The organism is Methyloparacoccus murrellii, assembly GCF_054657115.1.
In genome coordinates this window covers 1-15719 of record NZ_BAAHXD010000059.1, presented here as the reverse complement: position 1 = coordinate 15719, position 15719 = coordinate 1, and the positions used below count along the sequence as shown (strand labels likewise).

Annotated in this window: 15 protein-coding genes and 3 tRNA genes; 13 read left to right on the top strand and 5 right to left on the bottom strand. The window is 61.7% G+C overall.

All coding sequences use genetic code 11. The annotated features are described in order from the left end of the window. Positions 1 to 149: 149 nt before the first annotated feature. Entirely contained in the window at positions 150 to 527 is a 378-nt protein-coding gene (locus ACYQ1H_RS14010; protein ID WP_460028664.1) for a 4a-hydroxytetrahydrobiopterin dehydratase, read from the bottom strand. 368 nt (positions 528 to 895) lie between these two features. Between ACYQ1H_RS14010 and ACYQ1H_RS14005 the strand changes: the two genes are divergently transcribed. Then, entirely contained in the window at positions 896 to 1258 is a 363-nt protein-coding gene (locus tag ACYQ1H_RS14005; RefSeq protein ID WP_460028663.1) for an HPF/RaiA family ribosome-associated protein, read from the top strand. A gap of 33 nt (positions 1259 to 1291) precedes the next feature. On the opposite strand, the gene ACYQ1H_RS14000 is transcribed toward ACYQ1H_RS14005, so the two are convergent. From ACYQ1H_RS14000 to ACYQ1H_RS13990, 3 genes are all read right to left on the bottom strand, one after another. Further along, positions 1292 to 1726 (bottom strand): RDD family protein, encoded by a 435-nt coding sequence (locus ACYQ1H_RS14000; RefSeq protein ID WP_460028662.1) that lies wholly within the window; start codon positions 1724 to 1726, stop codon positions 1292 to 1294. Between the two features lie 61 nt (positions 1727 to 1787). Next, on the bottom strand, positions 1788 to 1985 hold the full coding sequence (locus tag ACYQ1H_RS13995) for a hypothetical protein (RefSeq protein WP_460028661.1): 198 nt from the start codon (positions 1983 to 1985) through the stop codon (positions 1788 to 1790). Positions 1986 to 2067: 82 nt separating this feature from the next. Then, a complete protein-coding gene (locus ACYQ1H_RS13990) occupies positions 2068 to 2682 on the bottom strand; it encodes a class II aldolase/adducin family protein (protein ID WP_460028660.1) in 615 nt (204 codons plus the stop codon). 218 nt (positions 2683 to 2900) lie between these two features. Between ACYQ1H_RS13990 and ACYQ1H_RS13985 the strand changes: the two genes are divergently transcribed. The 9 genes from ACYQ1H_RS13985 to ACYQ1H_RS13945 all read left to right on the top strand — a co-directional run bounded on the left by ACYQ1H_RS13985 (position 2901) and on the right by ACYQ1H_RS13945 (position 11666). Then, positions 2901 to 2985: transfer RNA gene (locus ACYQ1H_RS13985), tRNA-Leu, on the top strand. A 134-nt stretch (positions 2986 to 3119) separates the two neighbouring features. After that, complete coding sequence (tig, locus tag ACYQ1H_RS13980; protein WP_460028659.1) at positions 3120 to 4448, top strand: trigger factor; 1329 nt, start codon at positions 3120 to 3122, stop codon at positions 4446 to 4448. A gap of 27 nt (positions 4449 to 4475) precedes the next feature. Further along, positions 4476 to 5105: an ATP-dependent Clp endopeptidase proteolytic subunit ClpP gene (gene clpP, locus ACYQ1H_RS13975; protein WP_460028658.1), complete on the top strand. Its 630-nt coding sequence runs from the start codon at positions 4476 to 4478 to the stop codon at positions 5103 to 5105. Between the two features lie 68 nt (positions 5106 to 5173). Next, positions 5174 to 6454 carry an ATP-dependent Clp protease ATP-binding subunit ClpX gene (gene clpX, locus ACYQ1H_RS13970; protein ID WP_460028657.1) on the top strand — a complete coding sequence of 427 codons (1281 nt, stop codon included), beginning with the start codon at positions 5174 to 5176 and terminating at the stop codon, positions 6452 to 6454. Between the two features lie 140 nt (positions 6455 to 6594). Continuing rightward, complete coding sequence (lon, locus tag ACYQ1H_RS13965; protein ID WP_460028656.1) at positions 6595 to 9015, top strand: endopeptidase La; 2421 nt, start codon at positions 6595 to 6597, stop codon at positions 9013 to 9015. 225 nt (positions 9016 to 9240) lie between these two features. Further along, entirely contained in the window at positions 9241 to 9513 is a 273-nt protein-coding gene (locus ACYQ1H_RS13960; protein WP_460028655.1) for an HU family DNA-binding protein, read from the top strand. Positions 9514 to 9524: 11 nt separating this feature from the next. Next, positions 9525 to 9600 (top strand) — tRNA-Val (locus ACYQ1H_RS13955). A gap of 4 nt (positions 9601 to 9604) precedes the next feature. Further along, positions 9605 to 9681: transfer RNA gene (locus tag ACYQ1H_RS13950), tRNA-Asp, on the top strand. A 110-nt stretch (positions 9682 to 9791) separates the two neighbouring features. Next, a complete protein-coding gene (locus tag ACYQ1H_RS13945) occupies positions 9792 to 11666 on the top strand; it encodes a SurA N-terminal domain-containing protein (RefSeq protein WP_460028654.1) in 1875 nt (624 codons plus the stop codon). A 54-nt stretch (positions 11667 to 11720) separates the two neighbouring features. Here ACYQ1H_RS13945 and ACYQ1H_RS13940 read toward each other — a convergent pair whose 3' ends face one another. After that, on the bottom strand, positions 11721 to 12785 hold the full coding sequence (locus ACYQ1H_RS13940) for an AI-2E family transporter (protein WP_460028653.1): 1065 nt from the start codon (positions 12783 to 12785) through the stop codon (positions 11721 to 11723). Positions 12786 to 13026: 241 nt separating this feature from the next. Between ACYQ1H_RS13940 and ACYQ1H_RS13935 the strand changes: the two genes are divergently transcribed. The 3 genes from ACYQ1H_RS13935 to ACYQ1H_RS13925 form a co-directional block, all read left to right on the top strand. Continuing rightward, on the top strand, positions 13027 to 13800 hold the full coding sequence (locus ACYQ1H_RS13935) for a c-type cytochrome (protein WP_460028652.1): 774 nt from the start codon (positions 13027 to 13029) through the stop codon (positions 13798 to 13800). Between the two features lie 5 nt (positions 13801 to 13805). Then, positions 13806 to 15176 carry an FAD-dependent oxidoreductase gene (locus tag ACYQ1H_RS13930; RefSeq protein ID WP_460028651.1) on the top strand — a complete coding sequence of 457 codons (1371 nt, stop codon included), beginning with the start codon at positions 13806 to 13808 and terminating at the stop codon, positions 15174 to 15176. Between the two features lie 100 nt (positions 15177 to 15276). Beyond that, positions 15277 to 15719: response regulator transcription factor (locus ACYQ1H_RS13925; protein WP_460028650.1), on the top strand; the 443-nt coding region annotated here is incomplete at its 3' end.

The window sequence follows — 15719 nt, the reverse complement described above, 5'->3', positions numbered from 1 at the left end:
GGCGGGGATGGTGGCCGGAATGCCGGAATCGGTCAGGACATCGAGCCCCGTCCTGCCCGGGGGGCGGCGGGGGCTGTGTCACCTCGGCTTGGCGGCATGCGTCAAGCCCCAGAGCCGCCGAGATGTCCGGGGCGATCCGGCAAAGCCTCTCAATCGTACTTCACGTATTTGAAGCGGGGATCGTCCGGCGTGCCCTCCAGCACGCCCGGGTGGGTCTGGGCAGCCTGCCACTGTATGACCTCTTCGATTTTTCGTGCCAGGGCGAAGTCCTTTTCGGTAACGCCTTTTTCGGAGTGGGTTTTGAGCTTGACGATCACGAAGGCATAGGAGACGGTCAGGTCCGGGTGGTGCCAGGCGGCCTCCGCGAGGTGGCCAATGGTGTTGACGACCATCAGGGTGCCCTTCCAGCCACTGGTGCGGTAGCGCCGCCGGATCCAGCCGTCCTCGTAATACCAGTGCGGAAGCTCTTCCGGCAGGCGTCGCTTGATGATTTCGGGGGCTAGGGTGTCATTGTGGGTTTGCGTCATGGTTGTCTCTCCAGGGGGGCGTCGGTGTTGCCGGGATCGGTATGGATGGCGCCAGACCGGATCGAGTTCCATGGCAATCGGCCATGTCCATGCGGCGAGCATGCCACGCGCGTTCGATTCGACACGTGGCAAGCGTCTTGTTTATCATGCGCGCCACTCCGGTTGTCTGCGGACGTGCAAGCGTGCGTCGGCAACCGTTGAGTAGCCACACCCCTTACGACTGCGTGCCGCCGATCAATACTCAAGACTGTCGGACACGCCATGCAAGAGGCGGGGAAGCCATATCAAGCCGGGGTGTCCAGGCGAACTCATCCTCGAACATCGGACTCGGCATGGCAGGCGGCCACATCCCATACTTGGAAGGACCTATGCAATCACCACTAGAGATCACATTCCGGGGCATTCCGCACTCCGATGCGGTGGAAACCCGCATTCGCGAGAAGGCTGCCAAGCTTGAGCAGTTCTGCCACAACATCACCAGCTGCCGCGTGGCGGTCGAATCGGAGCATCATCATCAGCACCAGGGCAATCTCTACAAGGTGCGGATCGATATCAACGTTCCCAACAAACATATCGTGATCAGTCGCGACCATCATGACAAGCAGGCTCATGAGGATATTTATGTGGCCCTGCGGGATGCCTTTTCCGCCGCCACTCGCCAGCTGGAGGAATACGTGCGCATCCAGCGTGGTGAAGTGAAGAACCACAAAGCCACCATCGACGAGGCCTGATTGGTGTGCCCCCCGGGGGTATGACGGGTCTCTTCATACCCCTTTTCCCATGCCGGGCCGGAAGATGACCCGCGTTCCTGAAATCCGGTCCTGCCAGCAACAGGACTCGCCGTCGATCAGCATCCATAGGTAGCCGAGGCCCAGGCATCCCGCGGCCAGCATGGCTGTTCCGCATCTCGCGACAAGTTGCAACCAGGTCAGGCGGTCACCCGACTGGCTTACCAGTTGCAGGCGCCAGGCGCGCATTCCGAGGGTCTGTCCGCCGTGCATCCAGAACCAGCCGAAGAACAGAATGCCCGTCAGCAGCAGGCTGGCCAGATAAAAGGGGTCGTGCGGGGCGAAGGCGGCGCCCCCCCGAAAGGCCAGCAGCCCTGCCGTTAGCAGAAAGAGCAGCGCCACCAGCAGAATCCAGTCATAGAGCAGCGCCACCAGCCGGCGGAGCAGACCGGCGGGTGTACCCGATGCCACGGTTGCTCCGGTAGGCGGACGGCGGCCTCTCGCGGCCGGGTGGTGTCTTCTGCCCATCGCTTCAGTCGGAAGAGCGATCCCGTGAGAACAGGGCGCCGAAGAACATCGACAGATAGACCAGCGCCGTCACCAGGATGATGCTCAGGACGATGGGGGGGCGAATCAGTGGCAGGAACAGCAGCAATGAGTACAGGGCTACGAACAGGCTGGTCTGCAACGGATAGGAAAGCATCGTGTCCAGCTTCGCCTTGAATGTCATGAGTGTCTCCCGCTTGGCATGGGGGTGGAGGGTGCAACGCATTATAGGATGCGATGGCTGCCGCGGCCTGTCCGGGGCGCCATCACGCCAGGTACAGCGCGGCGGCGAGGAGCTTCAGCAACGGTAGTGCGGCATTCTCGATGGTATCGCCGGTGGCAATAAGCCCGTCTCGATGGCCACCCATCGCGATGACCTGCGCAGGGTTCGCGGCCAGCAGATTGCCTACGGCTGCCGCCATGCCCGGGGTGCCGTAGGGCAGCGATGGCCCAGTCATGGCGAGACCCAGCCGGTTGGCATGTTCCCATAGCTCTGGCGAGTGTACGTGCAGCACCCAGCCGATAGTCGGCGATGCCGCGTAGGCGGCGGCATGGGTCATGGCCTCGGAAGAGGGCTGAATGGGGCCATGGGCAACGATCCGGTTGTCGGCCGGCTCGCAGCGCTCCACCACGCAGTAGTGTCGAGTTTCCAGCCGGGCCAGCATGCCGGTCTGGGTGCCGCTGACCAGAAATTGCCGCCCGGCAAGCCGCCGACTCACGTTGCCATAGGCGAGTCCACCATAACGGCTGGGATCCTGTCCGGTCAGCCCCAGCCGGAACAACAGGCGACGCCACGATTCCAGCTCCCTGATCAGCCGTGCCGCCGGTGGGGCGGTGAGTCGGAAGTCAAGCTCGAACTGGATGACGCCTTCGGTTTCCATGGTCTTGATGTCCCGGCGCTGGCCGGCTGGGCAACAGTCCCCGTCGCCTGGCCGCGTCCGCCGGCGGGGATGGCCGAGAGATAGGGCGTGAAAAAAATATCCTTAGCTTTATAATAGCCCGATGTTTTGCAGGACCGCGATCGGCCTGCCCGCTCAGGCAGAACCCCAATCCCATCCCACCGACGGCTCCCATCCGGGGAGCTGTCGGGACGCATCAGGCGAATGTGGCGAAACTGGTAGACGCGCTGGATTTAGGTTCCAGTGGGGCAACCCGTGGGAGTTCGAGTCTCCCCATTCGCACCAGACCCCCGCAGCAGGCCATCTTGTCGACCCCCGTGTTCCGCTGCCGGCGGCGTGGGCTTGCGCAAGTCGCGCGGCGCATGATGGTCCGTACCGAATATTCCATCCATTTTTTCAATCCTTGAGGTGACTGCGACATGCAAGTGTCTGTTGAAGCGACGTCCGAACTCAGCCGGAAAATGACCGTAACCGTGCCGGAGGAGAAGATCCGGCAGCAAGTCGAATCCCGGTTGCAGTCCCTCTCAAGCAAGGTCAAGATCGACGGCTTCCGTCCCGGCAAGGTGCCGGCGACGGTGGTGCGCAAACGCTATGGCCAGCAGGTCCGCGAGGAAGTGCTCTCCGATCTCATCCAATCCAGCTTCTACGATGCCGTCCGCAGCGAAAAGCTGAATCCCGCCGGCGCACCGCATATCCAGGCCAACAAGGCCGACGAGGGCGAGGGGCTGGAGTACGAGGCCAGCTTCGAAATCCTGCCGGAGTTCGTGCCGATGCCGCTGGAGACCCTGGAGGCGAGGCGGTTTGTGTCGAGCGTCGGCGAGGACGATGTCGACGGCATGATCCAGCGCCTGCGCGAACAGCGGAAAACCTGGCAGGCCGCCGAACGTCCCTCCGCCAGCGGCGACCGGGTGATCATCGCTTTCGACGGCACGCACGAGGGTGAATCCTTCACCAATGGCCGGGTCGAGGATTTCCCCGTCATCCTGGGTTCGGGGCAGATGATTCCGGGGTTCGAAGACAGGCTGATCGGTACTCGCACGGGCGATGAGCTGGCCTTCGAGCTGGACTTCCCCGCAGAGTATCCGGGTGAGAAACTGGCAGGCAAGACCGGGCATTTCTCGATCACGGTCAAGGGCGTCGAGGTGTCCGTACTGCCGGAGGTCGATGCCGACTTCATCAAGTCTTTCGGTATCCAAAGCGGCATCCTGGAGGATTTCAAGGCCGACATCCGCGTCAATATGGAGCGCGAGATGCGCCGGGCACTGAAATCCCGGACCAAGGGCTCGGTGATGGACCAGCTGTTCGACAAGAATGCCATTCAGCTGCCCACGGTGCTGGTGCAGGATGAACTGAACGATCTGATCAAGCCCTATCGGGAGTCGGCCCGCAAGCACAAGCAGGCGCTCGACGAGGATGGCCTGAAATCCCAGCTGGAGCCGCTGGCGCGCCGCCGCGTTGCGCTGGCCCTGATTCTCGGCAAGATCATCGATGCCCATGGCATCAAGGTCGATCCGGCACGGGTACGCGCCGCGGTCGAGGATCTGGCGGCCAGCTACGAGGATGCCGACGAGGTCGTGCGCTGGTACTACGCCGATCCGTCGCGACTGCGGGAGATCGAGAACATGGCCGTCGAGGACCAGGTCGTCGATCTGGTGCTGGAAAAGGGCAAGACCCAGGAAGAGACCATTGACTTCCAGGCGCTCATGCTGGCCGCGACGGGTGGTAATCTGGCGCCCGGACAAGTCTGATCCGCCATACACAAGAGGAACCGCAGCATGTTTCATGACAAGAAGTCGATCGCGGAGGAGACGCTGGCCACCGGGCTGGTTCCGGTCGTCATCGAGCAATCGGCGCGGGGCGAACGCGCCTTCGACATTTACTCCCGGCTGCTCAAGGAACGCGTCATCTTCCTGGTTGGCCAGGTCGAGGACTACATGGCCAATCTGGTCATCGCCCAGCTGTTGTTCCTCGAATCGGAAAATCCGGACAAGGACATTCACCTGTACATCAATTCCCCGGGCGGGGTGGTGACCTCCGGTCTCGCGATCTATGACACCATGCAATTCATCAAGCCGGATGTCAGCACCCTGTGCATTGGCCAGGCGGCCAGCATGGGGGCGCTGCTGCTGGCCGGCGGCGCGCCTGGCAAGCGCTACAGCCTGCCGCACTCGCGGATGATGATTCATCAGCCGCTTGGCGGTTTCCAGGGACAGGCCAGCGACATCGACATCCATGCCCGGGAGATTCTCGCCGTACGCGATCGCCTGAATCGCATCCTCGCCCACCATACCGGGCAGCCCATCGAGAAGATCGCCGGCGATACCGACCGCGACAATTTCATGAGCGGCCCTGATGCGGTGAATTACGGCCTGATCGACAAGGTGCTGGAGCGCCGGGTTGCCTGATCGATCCGCGCCCCCGGCGGCCAGCCCGCTCCCCACGGGAATCATCCAGTTTCACAACGAGGTGCTCCATGAGCGATGACAAGCGAGGCAAGGACAACGGCAAGCTGTTGTACTGCTCTTTCTGCGGCAAGAGCCAGCACGAGGTTCGCAAGCTAATTGCCGGCCCGTCCGTTTTCGTCTGCGATGAATGCGTGGAGCTCTGCAACGACATCATCCGCGAGGAGTTGCAGGAAACCGCCAGCAGCGGTACCGACAAGCTTCCGAAACCCAAGGAAATCAAGCAGGTGCTCGATGAGTACGTGATCGGCCAGGAGAAGGCCAAGCGTACCCTGTCGGTGGCCGTCTACAACCATTACAAGCGCCTGCGGGTGCAGGGCAATGCCCGCAAGAACGACGTCGAGCTGGCCAAGAGCAACATCCTCCTGATCGGCCCGACCGGTTCCGGCAAGACGCTGATGGCGGAGACGCTGGCGCGGTTGCTCGATGTGCCGTTCACCATCGCCGATGCCACGACCCTGACCGAAGCCGGTTATGTGGGCGAGGATGTCGAGAACATCATCCAGAAAATCCTGCAGAAGTGTGATTACGACGTCGAGAAGGCCGAATCCGGCATCGTCTACATCGACGAGATCGACAAGATTTCGCGCAAGTCGGACAACCCCTCCATTACCCGTGACGTGTCGGGCGAGGGCGTGCAACAGGCCTTGCTCAAGCTGATCGAGGGCACGGTGGCCTCGGTACCGCCGCAGGGCGGGCGCAAGCATCCGCAGCAGGAATTCCTGCAGGTCAATACCGCCAATATCCTGTTCATCTGCGGCGGTGCCTTCGCCGGACTGGACAAGGTGATCCGCGCCCGCTCCGAGAAGGGCGGGATCGGTTTTTCAGCCGATGTCAAAAGCAAGGATGAGTCGCGCAATGTCGGTCAGATCCTGGCCGATGTCGAGGCCGAGGACCTGATCAAGTACGGCCTCATTCCGGAGTTTGTCGGCCGTTTGCCCGTGGTGGCCACGCTTGAGGAACTGAGCGAGGAGGCGCTGGTTCGCATCCTCAGCGAGCCCAAGAACGCTCTGGTCAAGCAGTACAGGAAGCTGTTCGAAATGGAGGGCTGCGAACTGGATATCCGCGATGAGGCCCTGCATGTCATCGCCCGTAAGGCCATGGAACGCAAGACGGGGGCCCGCGGTCTGCGGACCATCCTGGAGCACACGTTGCTCGATACCATGTACGAATTGCCGTCCGCGGAGGGCATTCGCAAGGTCGTCATCGATGATAACGTGATCCGGGGTGAGGCCACCCCACTGCTGATCTACGAGAGCGAGGACAAGCAGCGCGCGGTGGCTGCCGACTGAGCGCCGATTGATCTGTCCGAGAGAAAACCCGCTGCGGCGGGTTTTTTTACATCAAGGTGTCAAAAAACCTTGTATTGGTCGATTCCCGAACCATATCCTCAACCTGTCTCAACCAGATTTCCAGATTCCGGGATACGCACATGGACAACCAAGTGACCAAAACCCTCCAGGCGGAACGATTGATTCCCGTTCTGCCGCTACGCGATGTCGTGGTCTATCCACACATGGTCATCCCTCTCTTCGTGGGCCGCGAAAAATCGATTCTGGCGCTCGACAATGCCATGCGCGACGGCAAGCAGATCCTGCTGGTGGCGCAGAAGGAGGCCGAGGTCGACGATCCGGGGTTCGATGATCTCTATCGGGTGGGTACCTTGTCCAACATCCTGCAGCTGCTGAAGTTGCCCGACGGTACCGTCAAGGTGCTGGTCGAGGGTGCCGAACGCAGCCGGGTCGAGCATTTCCACGACGTCGACAATTGCCTGCTGGCTTCGGCCTCGCCCCTGGCCGACGAGGTTGGTACCGATGAGCAGGAAATGGACGTCATGATGCGCACCGTCATCGGTACCTTCGACCAGTACGTCAAGCTGAACAAGCGTATTCCGCCGGAGGTGCTCAATTCCCTGGCCGGCATCGACGACCCGGTGCGCCTGGCGGACACTATCGCCGCACACATGACCATCAAGATTGAGGACAAGCAGTCGATCCTGGAAGCCTCCCGCGTCACCGAGCGGTTGGAGCGTCTGATGAGCCTGATGGAGGGCGAGGTCGACCTGCTGGAGATGGAAAAGCGCATCCGTGGCCGCGTGAAGCAGCAGATGGAGAAGAACCAGCGCGAGTACTACCTGAACGAGCAGATGAAGGCGATCCAGAAGGAACTCGGCGACATGGACGATGCGCCGAGCGAGCTCGACGAGCTGGCGGACAAGGTTGCCAAGGCCGGCATGCCCCAGGCGGCCAGGACCAAGGCCGAGGCCGAACTGAACAAGCTCCGGCAGATGTCGCCGATGTCGGCCGAGGCCACCGTGGTACGGAACTACATCGACTGGATGGTCGGCATGCCATGGAAGAAGCGCAGCAAGGTCAACCATGATCTGGCCCACGCGGAAAAAATTCTTGAGGCCGAACACTACGGGCTGGAAAAGGTGAAGGAGCGCATCCTCGAGTACCTGGCCGTCCAGCAGCGGGTGAAGAAGCTGAAGGGCCCGATCCTCTGTCTGGTCGGCCCGCCCGGTGTCGGCAAGACCTCCCTCGGGCAGTCGATCGCGCGTGCCACCAATCGCAAGTATGTGCGCATGGCGCTGGGCGGTGTCCGCGACGAGGCCGAGATCCGCGGCCATCGTCGGACCTATATCGGTTCTATGCCGGGCAAGGTGCTGCAGAACCTCAGCAAGGTGAAGACCCGCAATCCGATGTTCATGCTCGACGAGATCGACAAGATGGCCATGGACTTTCGTGGCGATCCCGCTTCGGCCTTGCTGGAGGTGCTGGATCCCGAGCAGAACCATGCCTTCAACGATCACTATCTGGAGGTTGACTTCGACCTGTCCGAAGTGATGTTCGTGGCGACAGCCAATACGCTGGACATTCCCGCGCCATTGCTGGACCGCATGGAGGTGATCCGCCTGGCCGGTTACACCGAGGACGAGAAGATCAACATCGCCCTGCGTTATCTGCTTCCCAAGCAGATCAAGAACAATGGTCTCAAGGACAGCGAGATCCAGATCACCGAGTCTGCCGTGCGCGACATCATCCGCTACTACACGCGGGAAGCGGGCGTCCGCAACCTGGAACGCGATATCGCCAAGATCTGCCGCAAGGTGGTCAAGGGCCTGTTGCTGAAGCCGGCCGCCAAGCGCGTCAATGTCACCCCGCGTAACCTGGAGGATTACCTGGGTGTTCGCCGTTTCCGCTATGGCCAGGCCGAGGAGAACGATCAGGTTGGCCAGGTCACGGGGCTCGCCTGGACCGAAGTGGGCGGCGAATTGTTGACCATCGAAGCGGTCGTCATGCCGGGAACCGGCAAGCAGACCTATACCGGCAAGCTGGGCGAGGTCATGCAGGAGTCGATCCAGACGGCCATTACCGTGGCGAGGGCGCGTTCCGAATCGCTGGGCATCGATCCCGCCTTCTACCAGAAGCAGGATGTCCACATCCATGTCCCCGAAGGCGCCACGCCCAAGGATGGGCCGAGCGCGGGTATCGGCATGTGCACGGCTCTGGTTTCGGCCCTGACCGGTATCCCGGTACGGTCAAGCGTGGCGATGACTGGCGAAATCACCCTGCGGGGCGAGGTGCTGCCGATCGGGGGACTCAAGGAAAAGCTGCTGGCCGCGCACCGGGGCGGCATCACCACGGTGTTGATTCCCAAGGAAAACGAGCGAGACCTCAATGATATTCCCAAGAATATCAAGCAAAACCTGAATATCGTGCCGGTACGCTGGATCGATGACGTGCTGACCTACGCCCTGCAGCGCATGCCGGAGCCGCTGATCGCGCCAGTTGCCGATGCAGCGGCTGTCGGCAAGGCGACGGGCTTGAAGACGCCGGTGGTCGCGCACTGAGCATGAGCGCGCGGCGCGGATGGTTTTGCCGGTCCGCCATGGCTTCGGGACGGTCCTGAAAACCGGCGGAGCCCGCGCCATCCGTGCCTTGACACGGGTTTTCCCGGGCTGATAAATTGCCCGGCCGCTGTCGGCGGAAGCTATTGCGGACAACGGCGAACGTTTTCGATACCTGTGGAGCCTTAGGGGCTCCGGAACGATTTTTTAAACCTCCTGGGGGGAACTATGAACAAGGCTGAATTGATTGAAGCGATCGCCGATGCGGCTGACCTGACCAAGGCGGATGCTACCCGAGCCTTGGATGGCATGGTGCATGCCATCACCGAGGCCCTGAAGCAGGGCGATACGGTGTCGCTGGTTGGCTTCGGCTCGTTTCAGATCAAGGAGCGCGCTGCCCGCCAGGGTCGTAATCCGCAGTCCGGCGAGACCATCACCATCGCCGCTGCAAAAATTCCCTCATTCAAGGCTGGCAAAGCGCTGAAGGATGCTGTAAACTAGTCGTCTTTCTAGGGTGCTTAGCTCAGCTGGGAGAGCATCGCCCTTACAAGGCGAGGGTCGTAGGTTCGATCCCTACAGCACCCACCATTTCGGAGCGGTAGTTCAGTTGGTCAGAATACCGGCCTGTCACGCCGGGGGTCGCGGGTTCGAGCCCCGTCCGCTCCGCCACTAAGTCAGAAACCCCGCTCACAAGCGGGGTTTTTTTTGTCCGTTATCCTGACCGTGTCCTCGCAGCCCGGTCAGGAGGTCATCAACATTTCGTTGCAAGGTTAACCGATATGCTCCAAGCGATTCGTGATCGTGCGCAGGGTATTTTTGCCTGGGTGTTACTGATAGTCATCGGCGTTCCTTTCGCGCTGTGGGGAATCCAGAACTACATCGACACGGGGAAGGAGAAGCCGGCGGCCACCGTTGGCGACCGCGAGATCTTCGACCGCGAGGTAACCCGCGCCTATGAGCAGAGCCTCAATAATCTGGTCGGGATCGACGATTTCGACGAGAAGCAACTGCGGCGCGAAGCGCTTGATCGCCTGATCAGCCAGGAAGTCATCGCCCAGAGCGCGGAGCAGCGCGCCCTGGTCGTTTCCGATGTCGAGGCCAGGGGTTTCATCCAGAGCCTGCCGTACTTTCTCACCGACGGCAAGTTCGACAAGGACAAGTACAAGGTCATGCTGGCGGCGCAGGGCGTGAGTCCCGAACAGTTTGCCGCGCAGATCCGGCGCGCTTTGATCACGGAGCAGTTCCAGCGAGGGATCGCCGACAGCGCGTTCGTCACCAAGGGGGAACTCGAGACCTTGATGCGCCTCAAGGGACAGGAGCGGCAACTTGACTACGCCAAGATCGCGCTGCCCACAGTGGCGCAGGCGTTCACCGATGCGGAGATCAACGCCTATTTTGAGCGTCACAGGCAGGAATTCCGCAGTCCCGAGCGTGTATCGATCGAGTACCTTGCCCTCGGCCTGAATGACCTGGCCAAGGATATCCAGGTCGGCGACGAGGAATTGCAGAAACTCTATGAGGAACAGAAAGCCGGCTATGGCACTCCGGAGCGGCGCAAGATCAGCCACATCCTGATCACGCTGGACGGGACGGACGAGGCTGCCGATAGGCGTGCCCAGGACAAGGTCAATGCTGTCCGCGAGCGGCTGGTCCAGGGCGAGGATTTCGCCAAGCTGGCCCAGGAACTCTCCAGCGATACCGTCTCCGGCAAGAAAGGCGGCGATCTCGGCTATCTGGAGTCAGGCGCCCAGGAGGAAACCTTCACCAAGGCTGCCGAAGCCCTCAAGGCTGGCGAGGTTTCGGCGCCGGTCAAGACATCGTTCGGTTATCACCTCATCAAGCTGACCGAATGGGTGCCCGCCAGGATCAGGCCTTTCGATGAGGTGCGCGAGGAATTGCGGCAGGCGACCCAGCGCAATCGCGCCGAAACGGCTTTCTACGAGAAAGGCCAGAAGCTGGCCGAAATTACCTTCGAGCATCCCGGCAGTCTGGAGCAGGCTGCGCAACAGCTCGGCTTGCAGGTTCAGCAGACCGGTCTGTTCACGCGCGATGCGGGCGAGGGGCTGGCAACCGAGGAGGCCATTCGCAAGGCGGCCTTCAGCGAAGATGTGCTTGGCGGTCGCAACAGCGATCCGGTGGAACTGGGCAACGAGAAGGCCGTGGTCCTGCGGGTGAGGGAGCATCAGGCAGCCGCGGACAAACCCCTTGCCGAAGTCAGGGACGAAATTCTGGCCCGGCTGCGTGACGAGGCGGCGCGCAAGCTGGCCCAGTCCCAGTCGCAGCAGCTTCTCAAGCAACTGCGCGAGGGCAAGTCGCTTGACGAGGCCGCCAAGAGTTCGGGGCTCACGGCTGTCCACGCCGGTTTCATCCGTCGTGACAACGATCAGCTGCCGGCGGAGCTGGTGCGGGCGGCCTTCACGGCGGCACGCCCCGCGCCCGGCGTGGTGACACCGGGCGAGGTCGCACTCGCCGATGGCAGCATTTTCGTCTACGCCATCCCGTCGGTGAAGGATGGTCCGGTAGCGGCAAGCGACCTGAAAGAGCAGGAGTCGGCTGGCCAGTTCCTGCTGCGCAGTGGTGGCCAGCAGGAATTCGGCGCTTTCGTCGAACGCCTGCGTGAGCTGGCGGACGTCAAGATTGAGCAGAAGGACTGACGCGGCGGATTTCAGGGTGGAGCCGACACTCGGACCCACCCGCCTGACCGCCGCTCAGTCATCCGATGGTCGTTCCAGCCAGCCGAAGAATGTCGTGTAGGCCACCGCCAACAGCGTGGTGCCCAGGAAAATACCGACGAAGCCCCAGGCCAGCAACCCGCCGACCACGCCGACCATGATCAGCAGGAAGGGCAGCGGGCTGGCCAGCCCGATGAAGTAGGGCTTGATGAAATTATCCATCAGGTTGATTGCGATACCCCAGACCACGGTGAAAACCGCCCAGGCATTCTGATCGATGTGGGCCAGCCAGGCCGCCACAGGTATCCAGACGATACCGGTGCCGATCTGCAGGAGTGCTGCCAGAAAACAGACGAGGCCCAGCGCTGGGGCGGCCGTCAGTCCCGCCAGGGCAAAGCCGATGCCGGAGAGCAGCGCCTGGATCAACGCCGTTCCGATGACGCCCAGGGATACGCCACGCACGGTATTCGCTGCCGTGCGCAAGGCCTGCACGGCGGCTTCACCGCCGATGCGCAGAGCCAGTTTTTCCGCGACTACCGCACCCTTTTCGCCGTTCGAATAGAGCAATCCGGCCATCGCCACCGCCAGCACGACGGTCAGGATATTGAGCGCTAGGTTCGCGCTCTCCTGCAACAGCCATTTGCCGGCAGTGGTCAGCGCCGCACGCAGCCGGCCAGGCTCCAGCAGGCTGAACAGTTTGCCCTCGCGCCAATCCGCATCCAGACGTTCGCCGACCCATGGCAGGTTGGTGAGCCAGTCGGGCGGTTCCCCTTTCAGCCAGGTATCGACCGCCTCGTAGGCCGCCTCGGGGTTGGGCACATGATTGGTCAGGGCCGTCAGCGCCATGATGGTCGGCACGACAAAGATCAGCAACTGCACACCGGTCAGCAGCAGCGCGGCCAGCTTGCGGCGTCCTCCCAGCCAGGACGTGAGCCGCTGATAGTAAGGCCAGGTCGAGAGGGCCAGGATCATCGCCCAGATGAACGGCGGAACGAAAGGCGCGACGATCGTCAGGCAGGCGTATCCCAGGCCACCCACCAGCGCCAGCAGGACGACGCGTTCGGTCAGGAAGCCACCGGTGAACAGGCTTTTCAGTCGCATAAATCCTCAAGGCTGGTCAGTTTCAGTTCGAAGGCTGCTGCCTTCCGGATTGCCGGATTGGCCCGCAAGCGATCGGCTTTGTGCAGGCCTATCCATCCACGGCAGGATGTTTTGTGCAAGGCCTTTTGCAAAAGCGTCTGCCTGTCTCAGATTTTCATTATTTGCTAATATTTTGATGCTCCAGTAAACCGGCCGGCTCAACGGTACCCCGGGTAGATCAGCCATCGAGAGAGACTCAGACGTGAACATTCGTAACCAATTGATAGGGCTACTCAGCCTACTTCCATTGATGGAGCCGGCCGCGGCCGCTTCCCTCTCGCCTTCATCGTTGACGATGATTCCCGGGCAAGTCGCGACGGTAACCGTCAGCAACATCAGGGGCTCGCTATCGCTTCAGAACTCAAAGCCGGGTATTGCATCGGCTCAGCTGGCTTCCGCCAGGATTACCGTGACGGCCCTGACGGTTGGTAGCACTACCGTAACCGTCAAAGACACTGGCGGCAAGAAAACCTTGCAGGTCAAGGTAAATCCACCACCCATGGCCGTGTCGCCGGAATCGCTCAGCCTGGTCGCCGGCCAGTCGGCGAATGTGACGGTGAGCAACCCGAACGGTACGGTGCAGGCTTCCAGTTCCAATGCCAGCGTGGCGCGGGCCACGGTGAATGGCACGGCCGTCCTTGTCCAGGGCGTCGCCGCGGGTAGCGCCAAGGTCACCGTCCGTGACGCGAAGACCAATCGCACGGTGAATGTGACCGTCACCGCCGCCGGTGGCGGCGGGGTGACCGACAACACCGAGGGCCGACTGCTGGCGAGCAACTGCTTCCAGTGCCACGGAACCAACGGCAGCGGCGGTTTCGAGGCATTGCTCGGTGAAACGGAAGCCGAAATTTTCAATGAGCTCGCCGAGTATGCCAGCGGGCAAGAGGATGCCGACGGCATCATGGCGGCCCATACTAGGGGCTACACCGAGGCGCAACTGCGGGCCATTGCCAAGTATCTGGCCAATCAGAGGTAACCATCATGGATCGTCGTACATTTCTTGGAAACATCGCCGCCGGCGGCCTGGGGCTTCTGACCGTCCCCGGTCTGCTGCGGGCCGATGACGACAACGCGTTCGGCGAAGGCTCCCGGTTGTTCCCCGTGCCGACCAACACTGGCATCCGCGGCCAGGTGCTGATCGTCGGCGGCGGCATGGCCGGCGCAACACTGGCCAAGTACCTGCGCCTCTGGGGTGGCACCGGGGTCAATGTCACGCTGATCGAAAAAGCCAGCCGCTATACCTCGAACATCATGAGCAACAAGGTGCTGACCGGGCAGCTCCCCATGAGCCAGCTCAGCTATGCCTACAGCACACTGGTGAATCATTATGGTGTCTCGCTGATCCAGGATACGGTGATTGCCATCGATACCGCCGGCAAGCAGGTCAGCCGCCAGAACGGGGGTGATATTTCCTATGACCGGCTGGTGCTGGCGCCGGGACTGGAGTTTGACGTGATGCCGGGCATGAGCGATCAGGACGAGTACAACACGCTGGTGCCGCATGCCTGGCAAGCCGGTCCGCAAACCGAGCTGCTGCGTAACCAGTTGCTGGAGCTCAAGGCCGGAACCCGCGTGGGCGATGTCGTCATCACCATCCCCACGGCGCCTTTCCGCTGCCCACCCGGACCCTATGAACGGGCCTGTGTCATCGCCGACTGGCTCCGCACCAATCATGTCAGCAGCAAGGTCGTGGTGCTCGATGCCAACCCCGACCTACTGGTCGAGAAGAACAACTTCCTGACGGCCTTCGGCGGTGCCTATGGGTACGTCGTCGATTACCGGTCAAACTGCGAGATCACCGGCATCGACAGCTATTCCCGCAAGGTAGACTTCAGACAGGGCGGAATCGCGCAGGCCGCTATCATGGCCGGCGTGCTCAACCCCATTCCGCCGCAACGCGCTCCCGCCATGCTGGAAACGGCGGGCTTGTACGATTCCACACCTCCCAGCAATGAACGCACCGTTCCGGTCAACATGCTCAGCTACGAGGCAACCCGGAAACCCGGCGCGGGCATTCATGTCATTGGCGACGCCAGTTCAACCACCCAGCCCAAGGCCGGACACATCGGCAACCAGCAGGGCAAGACCTGCGCCGATGCGATCTTGCGTATCCTGCAGAACAAACCGCTGAATCCGTCACCGGTCACCAACTCGGCCTGCTATACGCCGATTACGGCCGACCGGGCCACTTGGCTGTCGGCCGTCTACCAGTATGAGCCCAAGAGCGGAACGATGGTCGTCCCGGCTTTCCACAACAATGGTACGCCGATCGCCGCGACCTCGGCCACCACAGGGAGCTACAAGGACATGCAGGTCTGGTTCAACACACTCATGGCGGATACGTTTGCCTAGAATACAAGCTGTTTCCGGGGGCTCCCTGTGTCAAGGCGATTAGGCCGGCAGGAAGAGACCGGACCGTTCAGGATGTTCCCAAGGTTCCCCCCACCTCGAGATGGCCACTATCGTATTGCTGGAAGACGAGGTCGATTACCGTCAGGAGCTCTCGGATTTCCTCCGCGGTCGCTCGCATGCGGTAGCCGAAGCGGGCAGCCTGAGGGAGTTCTGGCCGGTTGTCGGCTGGGCCGATGTCGCCATCATCGACGTCAACCTTCCGGATGGCGAGGGATTCCTGGCGGTCTCGCGGCTCAGGGCATCCGATCCGGCCACCGGCATTGTCCTGCTAACGGCGAGGGGTACCTTGCAGGACAAGCTGACCGGTCTTGGCGGCAGCGCCGATCACTACCTTGTCAAACCCTTCAGGCTGCTGGCACTGGAAGCCATCATTCTGGCATTGCTGCGTCGTGTCAGGGTCGGTTGGCAGATCAACCCCAAAACCCATGTGCTAAGCGATCCGGGGGCTCATAGCTTGCTGCTGAATCCGTTCGAAACCGGTTC